This is a genomic window from Petroclostridium xylanilyticum (assembly GCF_002252565.1).
Taxonomy (GTDB): domain Bacteria; phylum Bacillota; class Clostridia; order SK-Y3; family SK-Y3; genus Petroclostridium; species Petroclostridium xylanilyticum.
This window is the reverse complement of sequence record NZ_NPML01000018.1, coordinates 208,922-225,271: the sequence shown is the minus strand read 5'-3', so window position 1 is coordinate 225,271 and position 16,350 is coordinate 208,922. Positions and strand designations below refer to the sequence as shown.

The window sequence follows — 16,350 nt, the reverse complement described above, 5'->3', positions numbered from 1 at the left end:
AAATACAATTTTCAAAAGGAGGTTTTTATAATGACAGAAAAAGTATTAATCAATGAAACAACAAAAGAAGAAACTGTAAAACAAACTATAGATAACCTGGTATCAAGAGCGCAGACAGCGTTAAATAAATTTATGGAGTTAGACCAGGAACAAGTTGATAATATTGTCAAAGCCATGGCCATGGCAGGTTTAGACCAACATATGCGCTTGGCCAAAATGGCTGTTGAAGAGACAGGTAGAGGTGTATATGAAGATAAAATTACTAAAAACATCTTTGCCACAGAATACATTTACCATAGCATAAAATATGACAAGACTGTTGGAATCATCAGTGAAAATGAACTTGAAGACTATGTGGAAGTTGCTGAGCCGGTAGGGGTAATTGCCGGAGTAACACCGGTGACCAATCCAACATCTACAACAATGTTTAAGTGCATTATTTCAATGAAGACCAGAAACCCTATCATCTTTGCATTCCATCCTTCTGCACAGAGGTGCAGTGCTGAAGCGGCCCGAATTGTAAGAGATGCTGCTGTAAAAGCAGGAGCACCGGAGGATTGTATTCTTTGGATAGAAGAGCCTTCACTGGAGGCAACACAATTATTAATGAATCACCCAGGGGTAGCATTAATTCTTGCAACCGGTGGTTCCGGAATGGTTCAAGCCGCATACAGCAGCGGAAAGCCGGCACTTGGGGTTGGGCCGGGTAATGTGCCTTGCTATATAGAAAAGACTGCTAATGTTAAAAGAGCGGCTACAGACCTTATCATTTCAAAGACTTTTGACAACGGAATGATATGTGCTTCCGAGCAGGCGGTAATAGTAGATAAAGAGATAGCACAAGAATTTGAAGCTTTTATGAAAGAAAACAAATGCTATTTCCTAAACAAGGATGAAATAGCAAAAGTAGAAAAACTTGCAATTGATGAAAAGAAATGCGCAATGAATGCGGCAGTAGTAGGACAATCGGCTTATACCATTGCAAAAATGGCAGGTGTAGATGTACCTCAGGATACCAAGATTTTGATTGCGCAACTGGAGGGTGTTGGACCACAATACCCATTATCCCGTGAAAAACTAAGTCCAATACTTGCATACTATATTGTAGAAAATGCCCAACAGGGAATTAAAAGAGCAGAAGAAATGGTTGAATTTGGAGGATTAGGTCATTCAGCCGTAATTCATTCAGAAAATGAAAAAGTAATAGAGGAATTTTCAAAGAGAATCAAGGCAGGAAGGTTAATTATAAATTCTCCATCCAGCCATGGGGCAATAGGAGATATTTACAATACTAATATGCCTTCTCTAACACTGGGTTGCGGTTCTTTCGGAAGAAACTCCACTACTTCCAATGTATCGGCAGTAAACTTAATCAATAAGAAAAGAGTGGCAAGGAGAAGGGTCAATATGCAATGGTTTAAGATTCCTGAAAAAATATATTTTGAATACGGTTCAACTCAATACCTGGAAAAAATGCCTGATATCAGCAGGGCATTCATTGTTACCGACCCGTATATGGTGAAATTGGGATATGTAGATAAAGTATTATATTATCTCAGAAAAAGACAACAATATGTGCATTGTGAGATATTTTCCGAAGTTGAGCCCGACCCATCGGTAGACACCGTTAAGAAGGGCTGCGACTTGATGAATAAGTTCCAACCGGATGTAATTATTGCACTAGGCGGGGGTTCGGCAATGGATGCAGCAAAAGGAATGTGGTTGTTCTATGAGCATCCTGAAACCGACTTTAACTCTCTAAGATTAAAGTTTATGGATATAAGAAAGAGAGTGTTTAAGTTCCCAAAACTGGGTAAAAAGGCAAAAATGGTTGCCATTCCTACCACTTCGGGGACAGGTTCGGAAGTAACTTCATTTGCAGTTATAACCGACAAAGAAAAAAATGTGAAGTATCCTCTGGCAGACTACGAATTAACCCCGGATGTTGCCATTATAGACCCTGATTTTGTAATGACCGTACCGCCTTCGGTAACTGCCGATACCGGGATGGACGTATTAACCCATGCAATTGAAGCTTATGTTTCTGTACTGGCTTCTGATTTTACCGACGGTTTGGCAATCAAAGCCATCCAAATGGTATTTGAATATCTGCCAAAAGCATATAAAAACGGAAATGACCGTGTAGCAAGAGAAAAAATGCACAATGCATCCTGTATTGCAGGAATGGCGTTCACAAATGCATTTTTAGGAATCAACCACAGTCTTGCACACAAGCTGGGAGGAGAATTCCATATTCCTCATGGAAGAGCCAATGCCATTCTCCTGCCCCATGTAATAGAATACAATGCACAGAAACCAAGCAAGTTTGTATCCTTCCCGAAATATGAAACTTTCATCGCAGACAAGAAGTATGCAGAAATTGCAAAAGCGCTTGGTTTACCTGCATCAACAACAGAAGAAGGAGTAAAGAGCTTAATCAAGGCTGTAAAAGACTTAATGAAAGAAATCAATGTGCCATCAACCATCGCTGAATGTAAAGTAGACAAAAAGCTATTTATGGCGAAGGTACCAGAACTAGCTGACAAGGCCTTTGAAGACCAGTGTACCACTGCAAACCCAAGGATGCCGTTGGTAAAGGAACTTGAAGAAATCTATATTCGAGCTTACGGCAAATAAGAATAATGTATTGTTGAATCTCAATTTTTTAGTTACCTGTTAGGTTAAGGATGAATTTCTATGCCAATAAAAACAATAACTCTAAAACTTCATAATCCCAGCAAACGTAAGCGTCAAATTATAGATCAGGCCATGCTCAACTATTCCCGTGCCTATCAGTATCTCCTTGATAAGGCCCACGCACAAATAGAAGAGATACGAAGGGACTATAAAGATAACAAGGGAAATTATAGGGCAATTAACATTGCCAAGTGGGTGGATAAAGAGCTCAGTAAAGAGCTCAACCAGTTCCACGTTCAACCCTTTAAAGATGCCTTAAAGATAGACTTTGGCATGACGCTGGCAAGCTACTTGAGTTTAAATGAAATCCGGCAGGATGCCAACTATCCTATCGCATATTTATCCGACCGGGATTTGGAGAAAAGCTATAACGATGCAATTAATGGATTGGAGAATGGCAGTAAAACGTTAGACGAATGTGAGCGGGAAATAAAAAAAATAGTAAAAAAGAATAATGTGTTAAAACCGTTATTCTTTTGCCGCTATGCTGCTAACAGGGATTATTGTTTACTATATGATGCAAAAAATAACAGGTATTATGCAAAACTTTATCTTATGAATGTTAAGGATGAAAAACGAAAAGAAATAAATAGCAATAACGAAATAGAACTTAGGTACATTCATAAGGATAGCAATATATTGGAAAGCAGCGGGAGAAAGGAAAGATTTATATTAGTTCCACTTTCTTTTGGTCAGTGGCAAGAGCAATATCTCAAAAAGGCATTAGACACTCCTGAAATCCTTAAAACAGCAAGACTTATTAAGAAAAAGGGCGATTATTACCTATCTATCAGTGTTGATACCGGTGAGGCTGAAAAAATAAAAACCGATACTTTCTTAGGTATAGGAAGAGCACTTAAAAGTCCTGTCCACTATACGATAGTTGATAACAGAAGTAATATCATAAGTGATGGTGCTATAGTGACAAAAGCTGTATCGGAAAGCAGGAATAACCCGGTAACTATTCAGGAACTTCATAAGATAGCTAATGCCATTGTGGATATTGCCTATCAGGAACGATCACAAGTGGTAATGAAGTCTTTAATTGATAAGGGAGATAAACTGCAGTGGATAGATGAAAACAAAGAGCAATATATGCCGATACTAAATTGCCACAGCTATAACCAATTGGCCAGAATACTGGAATATAAATTGAGAGGCAAAGGCCTGCCGCCTCCTATTAAGGTAAGTCCAATAGGTATTTACTATACATGTCCTGAATGTGGACTGCATACCAGACGCAATAGATTTTCCAAAGATATGTTTATATGCGTAGCCTGCGGTACCACCTTGGATATTGAATCTTTAGGGAGCTTGAATCTAGCCCGGAAATTAAATCGGCATAGTAAGGGAACACTTAAGATAAAAGTTGAAAAAACATCGAAAGGCATAAAATTTACAAATAAAATACTAGGGTTGGAATTTCATCCTAGTGATCCGCATAACTGTATGGACGAATTTTCAACAGAAATAAAAAGAATCATACAGGACTTTTATGGCAATATAAGCAGTAATGCAAGAAACAAGGAATTTATGAAAAAGTATAGCTTAATAAAAAAGCTTGAAGAAGCTGAAGATTTGAATGAGTTAATACAAATAATTTAATATGGTGTTTTTGCTGCCGCACCATGACCTGATGCCAGGAAATATCCTTAAATTGGGTTGAAACTTACAGAGTAAGCATGGTATCCATGAAAGTGCAGCTATCTGACGAACTTGCGACAAATCCCAGGGAGAGTATTCTGCCTGGGATTTGTTTGTTTATATCCATATCCTTTATATTTATTCCTCATAATTATTTTAACATAAATTAACTCATTGCGCTAGCTTAAATATGAATGTTTGAATGTTGGCGAAAAAGTTGTAGAGCGACAAGAGTTTACATATAGCAAAATATATTATAAAATAGATAAAAACATATGTTTGGGGGAATAAAGATGAAGGAGCTCACCTTCATTCATTGCGGAGATATACACCTGGATGCACGGTTTACGGCAACCGGGCTGAGTAATATAAAAGCAAAAGAGAGACGGCAGGAGATCGGAGATACTTTTTCCCGTATTATAGATGAAGTCATAAAACACAAAGTACATGTACTATTTATCAGCGGAGATCTTTTTGAGCATGAATATATAAGCAGAAATACTGCGGAATTTATTATAAACCAATTTAAGAGAATTCCTGGTGTAAAAATATTTATTTCTCCGGGAAACCATGACCCCTATGTAGCGAACTCCTATTATGTTACCCTGGACTGGCCCTCCAATGTACATATATTTACAAATATGATGAAGAGTATAGAATTACCGGAATATAATGCAGCTATCTATGGAGTAGGCTTCACCGGCAAATACCAGTACCAATCAATGCTGACGGGACTTAGAAATATGGATTATTCCAAAATCAATATACTCGTGACCCATGGAACACTCGATAATATCTCATCGGAATGTCCTTATCACCCGGTTAAAAGCACTGATATCAAACGTTGGGGGTTTGACTATGTTGCACTTGGGCATATTCACAAAATGGGTCAGGGAAAAGATTATCCTGATGTAAAAGCAGTCTATTGTGGCAGTCCTGAACCTCTGGGTTTTGATGAACCGGGAGATCATGGCATTATTCTTGGAAGGATAACAAAACAGGGCATTGCGACTCAATTTATTAAAATGAATAAGAGGCAATATATAACCAAAGAGATGGACATTTCCAATATGGCGACCATTGATGAGCTTGAAAGCAATATGAAAGAGCAGTTATACAGCTTAACTGATGATTTTGTCAAAATTATTTTGACCGGGAGAAAAAACAGGGAAATGGATTTGGATATTCAGTTGATAACCTCCCGCTTGGTGCATCACTGCTTTTATTTAAAGATAGTAGATGACACTTGTCCCGACTATCAATTGGAAGAACTATGCAAGCAATATAATCTCAAAGGAATATTTACGAGAAAAATGCTGGAGGAAATTGATAAGACTCAGGATGAGCAAATGAAAAAGAAGCTGTATAAAGCATTATATTTGGGATTGGACGCGTTAAATTAAGAGGTGAATTTTTTTGAGAATAGATCAAATCTTAATAAATGGCTTTGGCAAGTTTGATAAAAAAGAGATAGAGTTTGACAAAGGTTTTAATATTGTATATGGAACCAATGAATCGGGGAAGTCTACCATTCAGGCATTTATAAAAGCCATGTTGTACTATCCGGATAAAAAAGAAGAAAAGAAATACCTGCCTTGGGGGCGGAAGGAATTTGGAGCAGTGAATATCATAACATATACACTTGATAATGGACAAACTTACAGGGTAGAGAAGAATTTTAACCGCAAAACCGCATCAGTATATACGGCTGAACCTTATCAAGAAGTGACAGCTTTATTTCCTGTAAAAAAAGGGAATGTCCTATTCATGGAAGAACAGACAGGACTGAATCTTACAGCTTTTGAATCTTCTGTATTCGTAAAGCAGATGGAAGTAAAGATGGAACAAAAAGGTAGTAAAGATATTATAGAACGCCTTATACGGTTAAGCCAATATGGTGACGAGAACATTGATTACAATAAAGCCATTCAAAAGCTGGACGAAATAAAGGATGCCATCGGATTGGGGAACACAGGAAAATATAAAAAATTAATCCAGGTAAATCAAACAATTTTGAATTTGCAGGCAGAAAAAGAAAAGGCATGTAAAAATATTCAGACAACCCGGGAATTACAGCAAAAACTCAATCTGCTTAATGGGAAATTGCAGCTTATTCATAATGAGATAGAAGAACTGTCGATGATAAAGCAGTATAAAAGGCTTCCATTATTACAGCGTTATGAGGAGTTAAAAAACAAGCTGGAGGAATGCAGACAAAAGAGAAAGATGCTGGAACAACAGCTAGCTATGTATAATAGTATATCCAATATAGTTAAAGAGGATATACAGGATGTTGAAAAAGAATTTGAAAGAATCAAGCTGCTGGAAAAACAAGCCGAAGACTTAAAAAATAAAATAGAACTGCAGACAACCGAAAAAGAAAGAATACAGCAGCAGACTCAACATGAGAGTAAAAATTTTGGACAGGCAGGTGTGCGTGTTCAGCTGCTTGAAGATAAGATAGCCGAGTTGAAAAACCATTTAAATATAGCCAAAATAATAGGTTTTGCCAGTAGCGGACTGTCAGTACTAGGAGCACTTATATTAGGCGATATTCATCCGCTGTGGTATTCCTTATTCCTTTTGTTTCCAATTATCATAATGCTGCTCTACCACTATAGCAGTGGAATAAAATACAGGATGGAGCAGCTACAACTGAAGCAGCAACAGCTGGGTATTGGTTTGAGGAAATATGAAGACCTCCAGGTAATTAACAAACTTATACAGAGTCTTGATGGTGAGTACAGGCAAATTTCTGAAAAAATAGAGGAAGGATACCTGGCTCTTTTGAAGAAGCTAGCACAAAAGGGAATTGGAGATATTGAAAAGGATATGCTTTCTGCCGTTATACATGAGTTAAAGCAAGCTTTCTACGCCCGCATGGAAATATTAAGACAGATGGAAGAAAGTGAGAAAGAAATTGCTACAGTGAGTGAAAGTTTGGAGATAGCAGATAAAACAACAGCAAGCCTCGACTGGAAGCATTCAGAGCCAATAGATGATCAGCGATACAGACAGATTGCCGGGGAATATGGTATAGAAGAGAACATGACTGCCGTAGAAGTAGAACAATTAATAGAAACGAAGAAGCAGCAGCTCAAAGAAATAGAGCTGAATATCAGTTCATGCAGCAAGGAATTGGAGATTCTATTAAAAGAATACTGCCATCCGGGCGATATTGAGGAACAGCTGCAAATAGCTTTAAATGAAAAGCAAGAATATGAAGAGACAAAGGAAGCTATAGAAATAGCCAAAGACTTCCTTCATCAATCACTCAAGGAAGTACAGCAGAATTATACACCTCTGCTCAATCATCACACGGGTACAATCTTAAGTGCCGTTACTTCCGGTAAATATTATAAAGTAGATACCGGTCCGGATTTGGATGTAGTTATCCACGATAAGGACAATGGAGTCCTTAACCTTAACACATTGAGTAATGGTACAATCGACCAGGCCTATTTTTCATTAAGGCTGGCGGTAGCGCATATGCTGTCAGCAAAAGAAGCTCTTCCCTTAATTATGGATGAACCCTTTGCCCAGTATGATGATGAAAGATTGAACAACATACTGGCGTCCTTATTAAGGATTGCACAAGAAAGACAGGTTATCCTTTTTACCTGTCAGCAAAGGGAACTGGAGTTGCTTAGGGCTTTAAACGGAAAATACAAAACCATTTTATTAGAGAGGTGACAAGGGACGGTTCTCTGTCACCTGCCTTTTATGCTTTTTCAATTATCCGCCTACCTAGCCCAGTTATTCTTGCCAGCTGTCTTATTGAAACATCCTTCTTTTTAAGTTCTTTTATTATATTATCTCGCTCATTTTTATTCATTTGTTGGAGTGTTTGTATGTTATCTGATTTTATCAATTTCATAACTAGCTTCCTAGCGTCTTCATCTGATAACTGCTTTCTTTTTTTAATCTCATCATCCAAGCACTTATCTTTATTTTCTTCCATCATAAATTCTTTAAATATTTTCAGTAAATCTCATCTTATCTTCTTCGTCATGAAAGATATCTTGCCTATTTATTCCCCTTAGCATAATATGATATATCCCACTGCTGCTTTTTTCTCTTGCTTGTCTTGGCATAATAAGACACCTCCATTTCGAAGTATATCACCTCAAAATAAAGGTGTCAACAGAACCGTCCCCTGTCTCCAGAACCGTCTTTTTTCCGTTATCAAGAACGAATTTGTAGAAATCAATGAATGCTGGAAATATATAAATCTGGTATGTTAAGAAGAACTGTTTGCTTTTTTATTGCTATTTTTCCAGTTTTACTTTACAATAATAATGATAATAATGTAAAACATAGTGGCTGGTATACAGTGAGTTTAGAAATGAGTGAAATAATTGTTTGGCTATGTAATTCCATATAAAGATGAATTAAAGATTCGGGAATACAATTTTTTTCGGGCGTATTACTGTGGCTTGTGCAAAGCATTGGGGAAAGAATTTAATCAGGCTGTAAGAATGGGATTAAATTATGACTTTGCATTTTTGGCTCTGTTGCTGTCTTCTATCCATGAAAACAAGCAGGAATTTACGATAGAAGGCTGTTTTGCAAATCCTGTCAAAAAGAAGCCCATTATGTTGGCCAATCAGCATATTCAGTATAGTGCCTATATGAGCATAATACTCGTATATTTCAAATTACTGGATGATTGGCAGGATGATAAATCTTTTCCGGCTTTGTTTGTTTTACCGGCATATTTGAGGCCGGTAAAAAAGGCTAAAGAAGTTTACCGCCGGAAGTATGAGAATATTAAACAATATTTAAAACAATTGTCTGAGTTGGAAAGAAGCAAGTGTGAAATAATAGATGAGAGTGCAGATGCTTTTGCAAAATTAATGCAGGAAATTTTTATCCCTCCCTATGTCGAAGACGAAAAAACAAAAAGGATTCTGGGATGGATGGGATACAACCTGGGAAGATGGATTTATATTCTGGACGCTTTTCATGATATTGAAAAGGATGCTAAACAAAACCGCTATAATCCCGTATTATTGCAGTATAAATACGATGAAAAAGAAGACATGGAAGCATTCAGGGAAAGAATAAAAGGATCGCTGGAAATTTCTTTGACTTTTACGCTGGATAATATAGCAAAAAGCTTTGAACTGCTGGATATAAAGCATAATAAAACCATATTGGACAATATCATCTACATGGGATTGAGAGACAGAATGCGACAAATATTTGAAAAAAGGGGCTGTTCCAAATATGAAAAATCCTTATGAAGTATTAGGAGTGCGAGAGGGTGCAAGTGAGGAAGAAATAAAAAGGGCATACCGCGACCTGGCGAGGAAATATCATCCTGACCAGTATGCAAATAATCCTCTATCCGATCTGGCACAGGAAAAAATGAAGGAAATCAATGAAGCATATGATTTTCTAATGAAAAATAAAGGTGGTCACCGTCAGCAAAGTCAGAGTAATAATTGGGGAAATCAGAACTATAATAGTAATAGTTATGATGCATATATACAAATACGCCGTATGATTGAAATGGGTAATGTTGCCGAAGCCGACCGTATGCTTGAAAATATTCCTAATCACGATGCAGAATGGTATTTTTTAAAAGGGGCTGTATTACTTAGAAGAGGCTGGTATGACCAGGCGCGTCAATACTTCCAGCAGGCAGTCAATATGAACCCTGCCAATCCTGAATACCGGGCGGCATTAAATAATATAACTTTTAGAAATACAACCTACAGGAATGTCGGCGGAGGAATGGGCTACGGTGGCGGTATGTCAACCTGTGATTGCTGCACCTCCATGATCTGTGCCGATTGCTGTTGTGAATGTTTGGGAGGAGACCTTATTAGTTGTTGTTAATAGGGGTGATAAAGAATGGTTGAATCACAGAATAGCAATATTGGGAAAAAGGTGGCATTGGGCGGTTTTGCTACTGCTTTGGCGGTAATTTGCCTGTATTTGGCCAGTATACTGCCTACCAACCGTTTATTTTTTTATGCAATCAGTTCCATGTTCCTGCTTGCCATGGTAATTGAATTTGGGGTTTCTTCCGCTGTGGTTACCTATATTTCTACGGCGTTATTGGCATTTATCATAATACCTGATAAATTGATGCTGATCCCTTATGTGTTATTCTTTGGCTATTATGGAATTATTAAATACTATGTTGAAAAGATAAATAATCTTATAATAGAGTGGATCATTAAGCTGCTGTTATTTAACATATCAATGTACATACTGTATATCATCACTGTTAAAATGTTGTTTGAGACCATAACCACCCGCTTCCCTATATGGATCACTGTTGTATTGGGCGAAATCGCCTTTGTTGTATATGATTATGGCTATAGTATGGCGGCGGGATACTATAAGTATAGACTTAGGAAGCTATTTAAAATATAAAAATGCGACATGGGGACGGTTCCTCAGTCGCATGAAAGGCACATGTGACAGACGAACCGTCCCCAAGTCGCATCCCCGAACCGTCCCCAAGTCACATCGGCCCCCACTATTTTCATATTAGCACTAAAGAAAGAGAGGAATGAATATGCAATATAAGTTATTGGCTATCGATCTTGATGATACACTGCTGCGCCATGACCTTGCAATTAGCCAAAGAAATATTGCTGCAGTGCGTGAAGCCGTGCAGAAAGGTGTAAAGGTTACCCTGGCATCCGGTAGGGCTACTCAATCGGTACAGCACTACCTGGATGTTTTGGGTTTGGAAATACCTGTAATTGCTTACCAGGGTGCACGGGTAGTAGATACTAAAACCGGACAAGTTATGTATAAAAAAGAAATAGAACCTGACCGCGCAATGCCGGTTATTAGATTTGCCGAAAAAACTGGTATTCATTGCAATGTCTATGTAGATGACGTAATCTATGTGGAAGAAATGAGTAAATGGGCTGAATTTTACCATAGTTTATCAAAAATTATACCTATGAAAGCAGTCGGAAAGCTCAGTGAATTTTTAGATAAGCCTACCACCAAGATTATTTTAATTGATGAGCATGAAAGACTGCAAGAAATAAAGTCTGAGGTGCAAAAACTGGTTGATGAAGATATAAATGTATTCTTCTCAAAGCCCAATTATTTGGAATTTACCAATAGATATGGAACAAAAGGAGCAGCAGTAAAATTTTTAGGAGAATATTTTGGAATCAACAGGGAAGAGATTATGGTCATTGGGGATACCTATAATGATATCAGTATGATAGAATATGCCGGCCTGGGGGTATGTATGAACAATGGGCCGGAAGAAGTAAAGAAACTGGCAGACTATATAACTCTATCTAATGAAGAAGATGGTGTGGCTCATGCAATCGAAAAGTTTCTTTTATAATAATTAAGGATGCAGTTGGCAATCCTAATTGAGGACAAAAATAAAAATTAATTGTCAATTACCAATTTTCAATTATTTAAGGAGGATTGCCGTGGCTAAGAAAGACGTACAATACGATAACCGGAGGGTTGGATTTAAGGGAGAAATGGTTGAAGAAAAAGATCTGGACGATATGGACCCTGCACAAAGCTATAAAAAGAAAAATCCATATAAAACCCCTCCAAATAATATGACTACAAAAAGAGGATTTGAATAACTGTACAAAAAAATGTCTGCATAAAGTTTGAACTTTATGCAGACATTTTTTTTCCTATTACGTATTTAAAGGACGGATAAAAGATTTGGAGGTAGTTAATGATGACAAAGTGGAAAATTACAAGTCTAATTTTAACAGTGTTTATGACAGTAGCACTTTTTTCAGGGTGTGGCAAAAAGAAACAGGAAGAGGTTGTAGTGCCGCTCACTCCTGTAGAGGCATATAAAGTGGCAAAAGGGGATATCCAGGTTACATATGCAGCATCAGGGCGTATCAATGCGTTAAAAGAAGTATCCATTATTCCCAAGGTACCTGGTAAGGTAGAATCAGTACTGAAAGATATTGGTGATAGGGTAAAGGAAGGGGAGATATTATTTACCCTTGAAAAGAAAAGTTTATACCAGCAGCTGGAGCAACTGGATGCTCAACTCACACAGCAGCTTATACAGGCGGAAGCATCACTAAAACAGCTTGAAATCCAGTACAATAATGCCAAAACCGATTATGAAAATGGTAAGGCATTATATGAAGGAGAAGCAATATCCAAACAGGCACTGGATGGATATAAAAAGGCACTTGAACTGGCAGAAGTACAATATAAGAATGCCCAGGACAATTATGCGATTTTACAAAATAAAGCAGCGAAATCAGTAATTACAACTCAAAAGGAAGCTGTATCACAGAATATCGAAGATTCGGATGTAAGAACACCTATTTCCGGTATTGTGGCACAAAAGAATATAGAAGTGGGAGAGATGGTATCCCAGCAAATGCCGGCCTATACCATTGTAGACATGGATAAAGTAGTTGTAGAAACAACGGTAACCGAAAGAATCATCAATAAGATTACAAAAGGACAAGAGGTGCTTGTAACAGTCCAGTCTTTAGGAGGCAAGCAGTTTAAGGGAGTGGTAGATGCCATGAGTCCTGCTGTTACCGGCCAAAACATCGGTTATCCTGTGAAAATTATCATCAAAAATGAAACGCATGAGCTCAAGCCGGGTATGTTTGCAGAAGTAAAATTTGTTACTGACAAAAAAGACAGTGTCGTAGTAATACCAATGGAAGCCGTCATAACCCGGAATGCTAACAGCTTTGTATTTGTGCTGGAAGGAGATGTTGCAAAGAAGAGAGATGTAAAAGTCGGATTCAAAGATGATAAAAACTATGAAATCATCAGTGGCCTTCAAGAAGGCGAACTGGTTATTATTAAAGGACAGCAGTTTGTAGCTGATGGGGAAAAAGTGCAGCCGGTAGGGGGGGCAAAATAATGAGAATCTCAGAAATAGCTATAAAAAGGCCTGTTACCGTTATCATGATGGTGTTCATGATTATTGTGCTGGGAGTAGTATCACTGGCCGGACTCAACCTGGACCTTTTCCCGGATATTACCTTCCCTATGGCGGTTGTTGTTACAAACTATCCGGGAGCCGGTCCCAAAGAAATTGAAACAATGATTACAAAGCCCATGGAACAGGCAATGGGCACAGTAGATAATTTTAAAAAGGTATCCTCTACCTCCGCAAACGGGATATCCATGGTGATGGTAGAATTTACCCAGGGGACCAATATGGACTATGCAGCGCTGCAAATGCGCGAAAAAGCAGATATGATTAAATCCGCCCTTCCCGATGACGTAAAAAATCCCATCATCTATCAATACGATATGAGTATGATTCCAATTATTGAGGTGGGAATGTCCTATGGAGATGACCTTGCAGGCTTGAAATCGCTGGCTGAAGACAAGGTAAAAGACCGCCTGGAACGTTTAAAAGGTGTTGCCGCAGTAGAAATTTTTGGAGGATTGGAAGGAGAAGTTAAAATTAATATCATCCCTCAAAAAATGCAGGGGTATGGCTTATCCCTCATTCAATTAAAGCAGATTTTACAGGCTGAAAATCTGAACCTTCCCGGAGGAGAACTCAAAGAAGGAAAGTCTGAATTTACTGTAAGAACCACCGGAGAGTTCTCTGATATCAGTGAAATTGAAAGCCTTCCTATCCCAACTGCAAAGGGAGTCATACAGTTAAAAGATATAGCCCAGGTACAACAGGGTTTTCAAGATACAAAAGCAAAAGCAACAATGGATGGGAAGCCCTGCGTATTGCTAATGGTTAGAAAACAGTCGGGCTTTAATACTGTAAAAGTATCGGACAAAGTGAATGCAGAACTTGACAAAATCAAAAAAGAACTCAAAGATGTAGAATTTGAAACGGTTTTTGACCAGGCGGACTTCGTAAAACGGTCGCTGGGCAGCGTAACCAACAATGCTATCGTTGGCGGTGTACTGGCAATATTAATTCTATTTATCTTTTTAAAAAATGTCAGGACCACCTTTATTATAGGAACAGCAATCCCTATTTCAATTATTGCCACGTTCATCCTTGTATATTTTAGCGGTATCACCTTGAATATGATGTCTCTCGGAGGCCTGGCATTAGGGGTAGGGATGCTGGTGGACAACGGTATCGTTGTGCTGGAAAGTATCTATCGGTATCGTGAGGAAGGATACGGGCGTATAGATGCTGCCCGGGAAGGAAGCAACGAGGTAGCAATGGCTGTTACCGCCTCTACACTTACTACTATTGCGGTATTCTTACCTATTGCTTTCATAAGGGACAATATGGCGATTGAAATGTTCCGCGAAATGGCACTGACCGTTACCTTCTCCCTGATTGCTTCACTGGTGGTAGCGCTGACACTGGTTCCGATGATGGCTTCCAAGATACTAAAGGTTGAGAGAATGGAAGACCTGGAGAAAAAACACACCCCCATCGCTGTAATTGACCGTGCTTTTGAAAGATTCTTCAGGGGAATGGAATCAAATTATCAAAAATTGCTTAAGTGGGCACTAAAACATAGAAAAACAGTGATTTTTGGGACTGCCTTGCTGCTTATCCTCAGTATTGCCCTAGCGGCAATGTTTACCGGAGCAGAATTTTTCCCGCAAACCGACGAAGGCATGTTTACTGTAAAAATTAAGCTGCCCAAAGGCGCTATAGTGGAAGAAACAGCCAAGATAGCAGAGATTTTGGAAGAAAAGCTGCAGGAATTTAAAGAACTGAAATATAGATTTGTACTTGTTGGAATGGATGGAGAAAGCGAGGAACCAAGTACTGCTACCATTTATGCATCTTTCGGTTCAAAGAGCAGCAGAAAAAAAGGGCTCAATGAGCTTTTGGATGAACTTCGTGAAAAGATTAAAAATATCCCCGGTGCCAAGATTAGTGTTGAAAAACTGGGCATGATGTCCATGGGTGGTGGCAGCAAGCCTATTTCCATCAATATCAAGGGGGATGATTTAGAGATTCTAAAGGACCTTGCTGATAGAATGGTAGAAGAAGTTAAAAAAGTGGAAGGCACAAGGGAAGTAAGCTCCTCTGTTTCACAGACCGTTCCGGAGGCGCAGGTAAGGGTGAACCGAAAAAAAGCATCCCAATACGGAATTTCAGCCTATACGCTTGCCAATACGGTGCAGACGGCAATCATGGGGCAAACGGCAACCCGGTATAAAGTTGGCGGGGAAGAGATAGATGTAAGAGTCAGGCTGCAATCTGACTCAAGAAAGGATTTAAAGGATTTGGAAACCATCACGGTTGCAACTCCAACCGGACAGCAGATACCTTTATATGAAATAGCCGATATTATTATCAATGAAGCACCGGCCAGCATCCAGAGGAACGACCAGGTAAGGCAGGTCAATGTCACCGGAGATATCAGCGGAAGAGATGCCCGCAGTGTATTTGTAGATATACAAAAGAAAATTGATGCAATGAAAATTCCACAAGGATATGAAGTGAAGCTGGGCGGAGAAAATGAAGATATGATTGAAGCAGCCAAGGCATTTGGTCTGGCTTTCCTGCTTGCAATCATATTGGTATATATGATTATGGCTTCCCAGTTTGAATCCCTTTTACATCCCTTTACAATTATGTTTTCGGTGCCGCTGGCATTTATCGGTGTAGCTATTGCCATGAGTATTGCAAGGAAGCCTTTTAGTGTCCCGGCGTTTACCGGAATTATCATATTGGCCGGAATTGTTGTAAATAACGCAATTGTGTTAATAGATTATATTAATATCCTGAGAGGTAGAGGATTTGAAAGAAATGAAGCGGTATTCAAGGCAGGGCCTGTAAGATTAAGGCCAATCCTTATGACGACGTTAACCACCGTACTAGGTCTGGTACCTCTGGCGCTTGGAATTGGTGAGGGGGCAGAACAGCAAGCACCAATGGCTATCACCGTTATCGGCGGATTGAGCTTTTCTACGCTGCTGACATTGGTATTTATACCGGTACTTTATACCTTATTCGACGACTTTGGAAGAAAGTTCAAGCGTGTTTTTAAAAAGAAAAATAAAACAGTTGTGACGGTTGGACAGTAACTGCCATACCGGGCACACTGGCGCAAATAATGATGAAAA

The 16,350-nt window shown here is 38.7% G+C and carries 13 protein-coding genes; 11 read left to right on the top strand and 2 right to left on the bottom strand.

Features of this window, described 5'->3' with window-relative positions; all coding sequences use genetic code 11:
* Positions 1 to 30 precede the first annotated feature (30 nt).
* The 4 genes from adhE (at position 31) to CIB29_RS10930 (ending at position 8,034) form a co-directional block, all read left to right on the top strand.
* Positions 31 to 2,637: a bifunctional acetaldehyde-CoA/alcohol dehydrogenase gene (adhE, locus tag CIB29_RS10945; protein ID WP_094549639.1), complete on the top strand. Its 2,607-nt coding sequence runs from the start codon at positions 31 to 33 to the stop codon at positions 2,635 to 2,637.
* A gap of 60 nt (positions 2,638 to 2,697) precedes the next feature.
* Positions 2,698 to 4,302, top strand: coding sequence for a zinc ribbon domain-containing protein (locus CIB29_RS10940; protein ID WP_094549637.1), 1,605 nt, complete (start codon positions 2,698 to 2,700; stop codon positions 4,300 to 4,302).
* 332 nt (positions 4,303 to 4,634) lie between these two features.
* Positions 4,635 to 5,744: a metallophosphoesterase family protein gene (locus CIB29_RS10935; protein WP_157910280.1), complete on the top strand. Its 1,110-nt coding sequence runs from the start codon at positions 4,635 to 4,637 to the stop codon at positions 5,742 to 5,744.
* A 13-nt stretch (positions 5,745 to 5,757) separates the two neighbouring features.
* Complete coding sequence (locus tag CIB29_RS10930; protein ID WP_157910279.1) at positions 5,758 to 8,034, top strand: ATP-binding protein; 2,277 nt, start codon at positions 5,758 to 5,760, stop codon at positions 8,032 to 8,034.
* Positions 8,035 to 8,062: 28 nt separating this feature from the next.
* On the opposite strand, the gene CIB29_RS10925 is transcribed toward CIB29_RS10930, so the two are convergent.
* A complete protein-coding gene (locus CIB29_RS10925; protein WP_242965164.1) occupies positions 8,063 to 8,305 on the bottom strand; it encodes a hypothetical protein in 243 nt (80 codons plus the stop codon).
* A 7-nt stretch (positions 8,306 to 8,312) separates the two neighbouring features.
* Positions 8,313 to 8,435 (bottom strand): hypothetical protein, encoded by a 123-nt coding sequence (locus CIB29_RS19460; RefSeq protein WP_278335846.1) that lies wholly within the window; start codon positions 8,433 to 8,435, stop codon positions 8,313 to 8,315.
* A 264-nt stretch (positions 8,436 to 8,699) separates the two neighbouring features.
* On the opposite strand from CIB29_RS19460, the gene CIB29_RS10920 reads away from it, so the two are divergent.
* From CIB29_RS10920 to CIB29_RS10895, 7 genes are all read left to right on the top strand, one after another.
* Entirely contained in the window at positions 8,700 to 9,587 is an 888-nt protein-coding gene (locus CIB29_RS10920) for a DUF5685 family protein (protein WP_094549631.1), read from the top strand.
* Positions 9,571 to 10,185 (top strand): J domain-containing protein, encoded by a 615-nt coding sequence (locus CIB29_RS10915; protein ID WP_094549629.1) that lies wholly within the window; start codon positions 9,571 to 9,573, stop codon positions 10,183 to 10,185. Before CIB29_RS10920 ends, CIB29_RS10915 begins: the two co-directional genes overlap by 17 nt.
* Before the next feature lie 15 nt (positions 10,186 to 10,200).
* Positions 10,201 to 10,728 carry a hypothetical protein gene (locus CIB29_RS10910; protein WP_094549627.1) on the top strand — a complete coding sequence of 176 codons (528 nt, stop codon included), beginning with the start codon at positions 10,201 to 10,203 and terminating at the stop codon, positions 10,726 to 10,728.
* A 145-nt stretch (positions 10,729 to 10,873) separates the two neighbouring features.
* Positions 10,874 to 11,671 (top strand): Cof-type HAD-IIB family hydrolase, encoded by a 798-nt coding sequence (locus CIB29_RS10905; RefSeq protein ID WP_157910278.1) that lies wholly within the window; start codon positions 10,874 to 10,876, stop codon positions 11,669 to 11,671.
* Between the two features lie 91 nt (positions 11,672 to 11,762).
* The gene (locus CIB29_RS18545) at positions 11,763 to 11,927 is read left to right on the top strand and encodes a hypothetical protein (RefSeq protein WP_157910277.1); all 165 of its coding nucleotides are present in this window, start codon (positions 11,763 to 11,765) and stop codon (positions 11,925 to 11,927) included.
* 98 nt (positions 11,928 to 12,025) lie between these two features.
* Complete coding sequence (locus tag CIB29_RS10900; RefSeq protein ID WP_094549623.1) at positions 12,026 to 13,198, top strand: efflux RND transporter periplasmic adaptor subunit; 1,173 nt, start codon at positions 12,026 to 12,028, stop codon at positions 13,196 to 13,198.
* Positions 13,198 to 16,311, top strand: a complete 3,114-nt coding sequence (locus CIB29_RS10895) for an efflux RND transporter permease subunit (protein WP_242965163.1) — start codon at positions 13,198 to 13,200, stop codon at positions 16,309 to 16,311. Before CIB29_RS10900 ends, CIB29_RS10895 begins: the two co-directional genes overlap by 1 nt.
* Positions 16,312 to 16,350 lie beyond the last annotated feature (39 nt).

Bases quoted from the DNA above. Each gene is read 5' to 3' on its own strand.
- adhE (WP_094549639.1), top strand. From the start codon at position 31: ATGACAGAAAAAGTATTAATCAATGAAACAACAAAAGAAGAAACTGTA.
- CIB29_RS10940 (WP_094549637.1), top strand. From the start codon at position 2,698: ATGCCAATAAAAACAATAACTCTAAAACTTCATAATCCCAGCAAACGT.
- CIB29_RS10935 (WP_157910280.1), top strand. From the start codon at position 4,635: ATGAAGGAGCTCACCTTCATTCATTGCGGAGATATACACCTGGATGCA.
- CIB29_RS10925 (WP_242965164.1), bottom strand. From the start codon at position 8,305: ATGATGGAAGAAAATAAAGATAAGTGCTTGGATGATGAGATTAAAAAA.
- CIB29_RS19460 (WP_278335846.1), bottom strand. From the start codon at position 8,435: ATGCCAAGACAAGCAAGAGAAAAAAGCAGCAGTGGGATATATCATATT.
- CIB29_RS10915 (WP_094549629.1), top strand. From the start codon at position 9,571: ATGAAAAATCCTTATGAAGTATTAGGAGTGCGAGAGGGTGCAAGTGAG.
- CIB29_RS10910 (WP_094549627.1), top strand. From the start codon at position 10,201: ATGGTTGAATCACAGAATAGCAATATTGGGAAAAAGGTGGCATTGGGC.
- CIB29_RS10905 (WP_157910278.1), top strand. From the start codon at position 10,874: ATGCAATATAAGTTATTGGCTATCGATCTTGATGATACACTGCTGCGC.
- CIB29_RS10900 (WP_094549623.1), top strand. From the start codon at position 12,026: ATGATGACAAAGTGGAAAATTACAAGTCTAATTTTAACAGTGTTTATG.
- CIB29_RS10895 (WP_242965163.1), top strand. From the start codon at position 13,198: ATGAGAATCTCAGAAATAGCTATAAAAAGGCCTGTTACCGTTATCATG.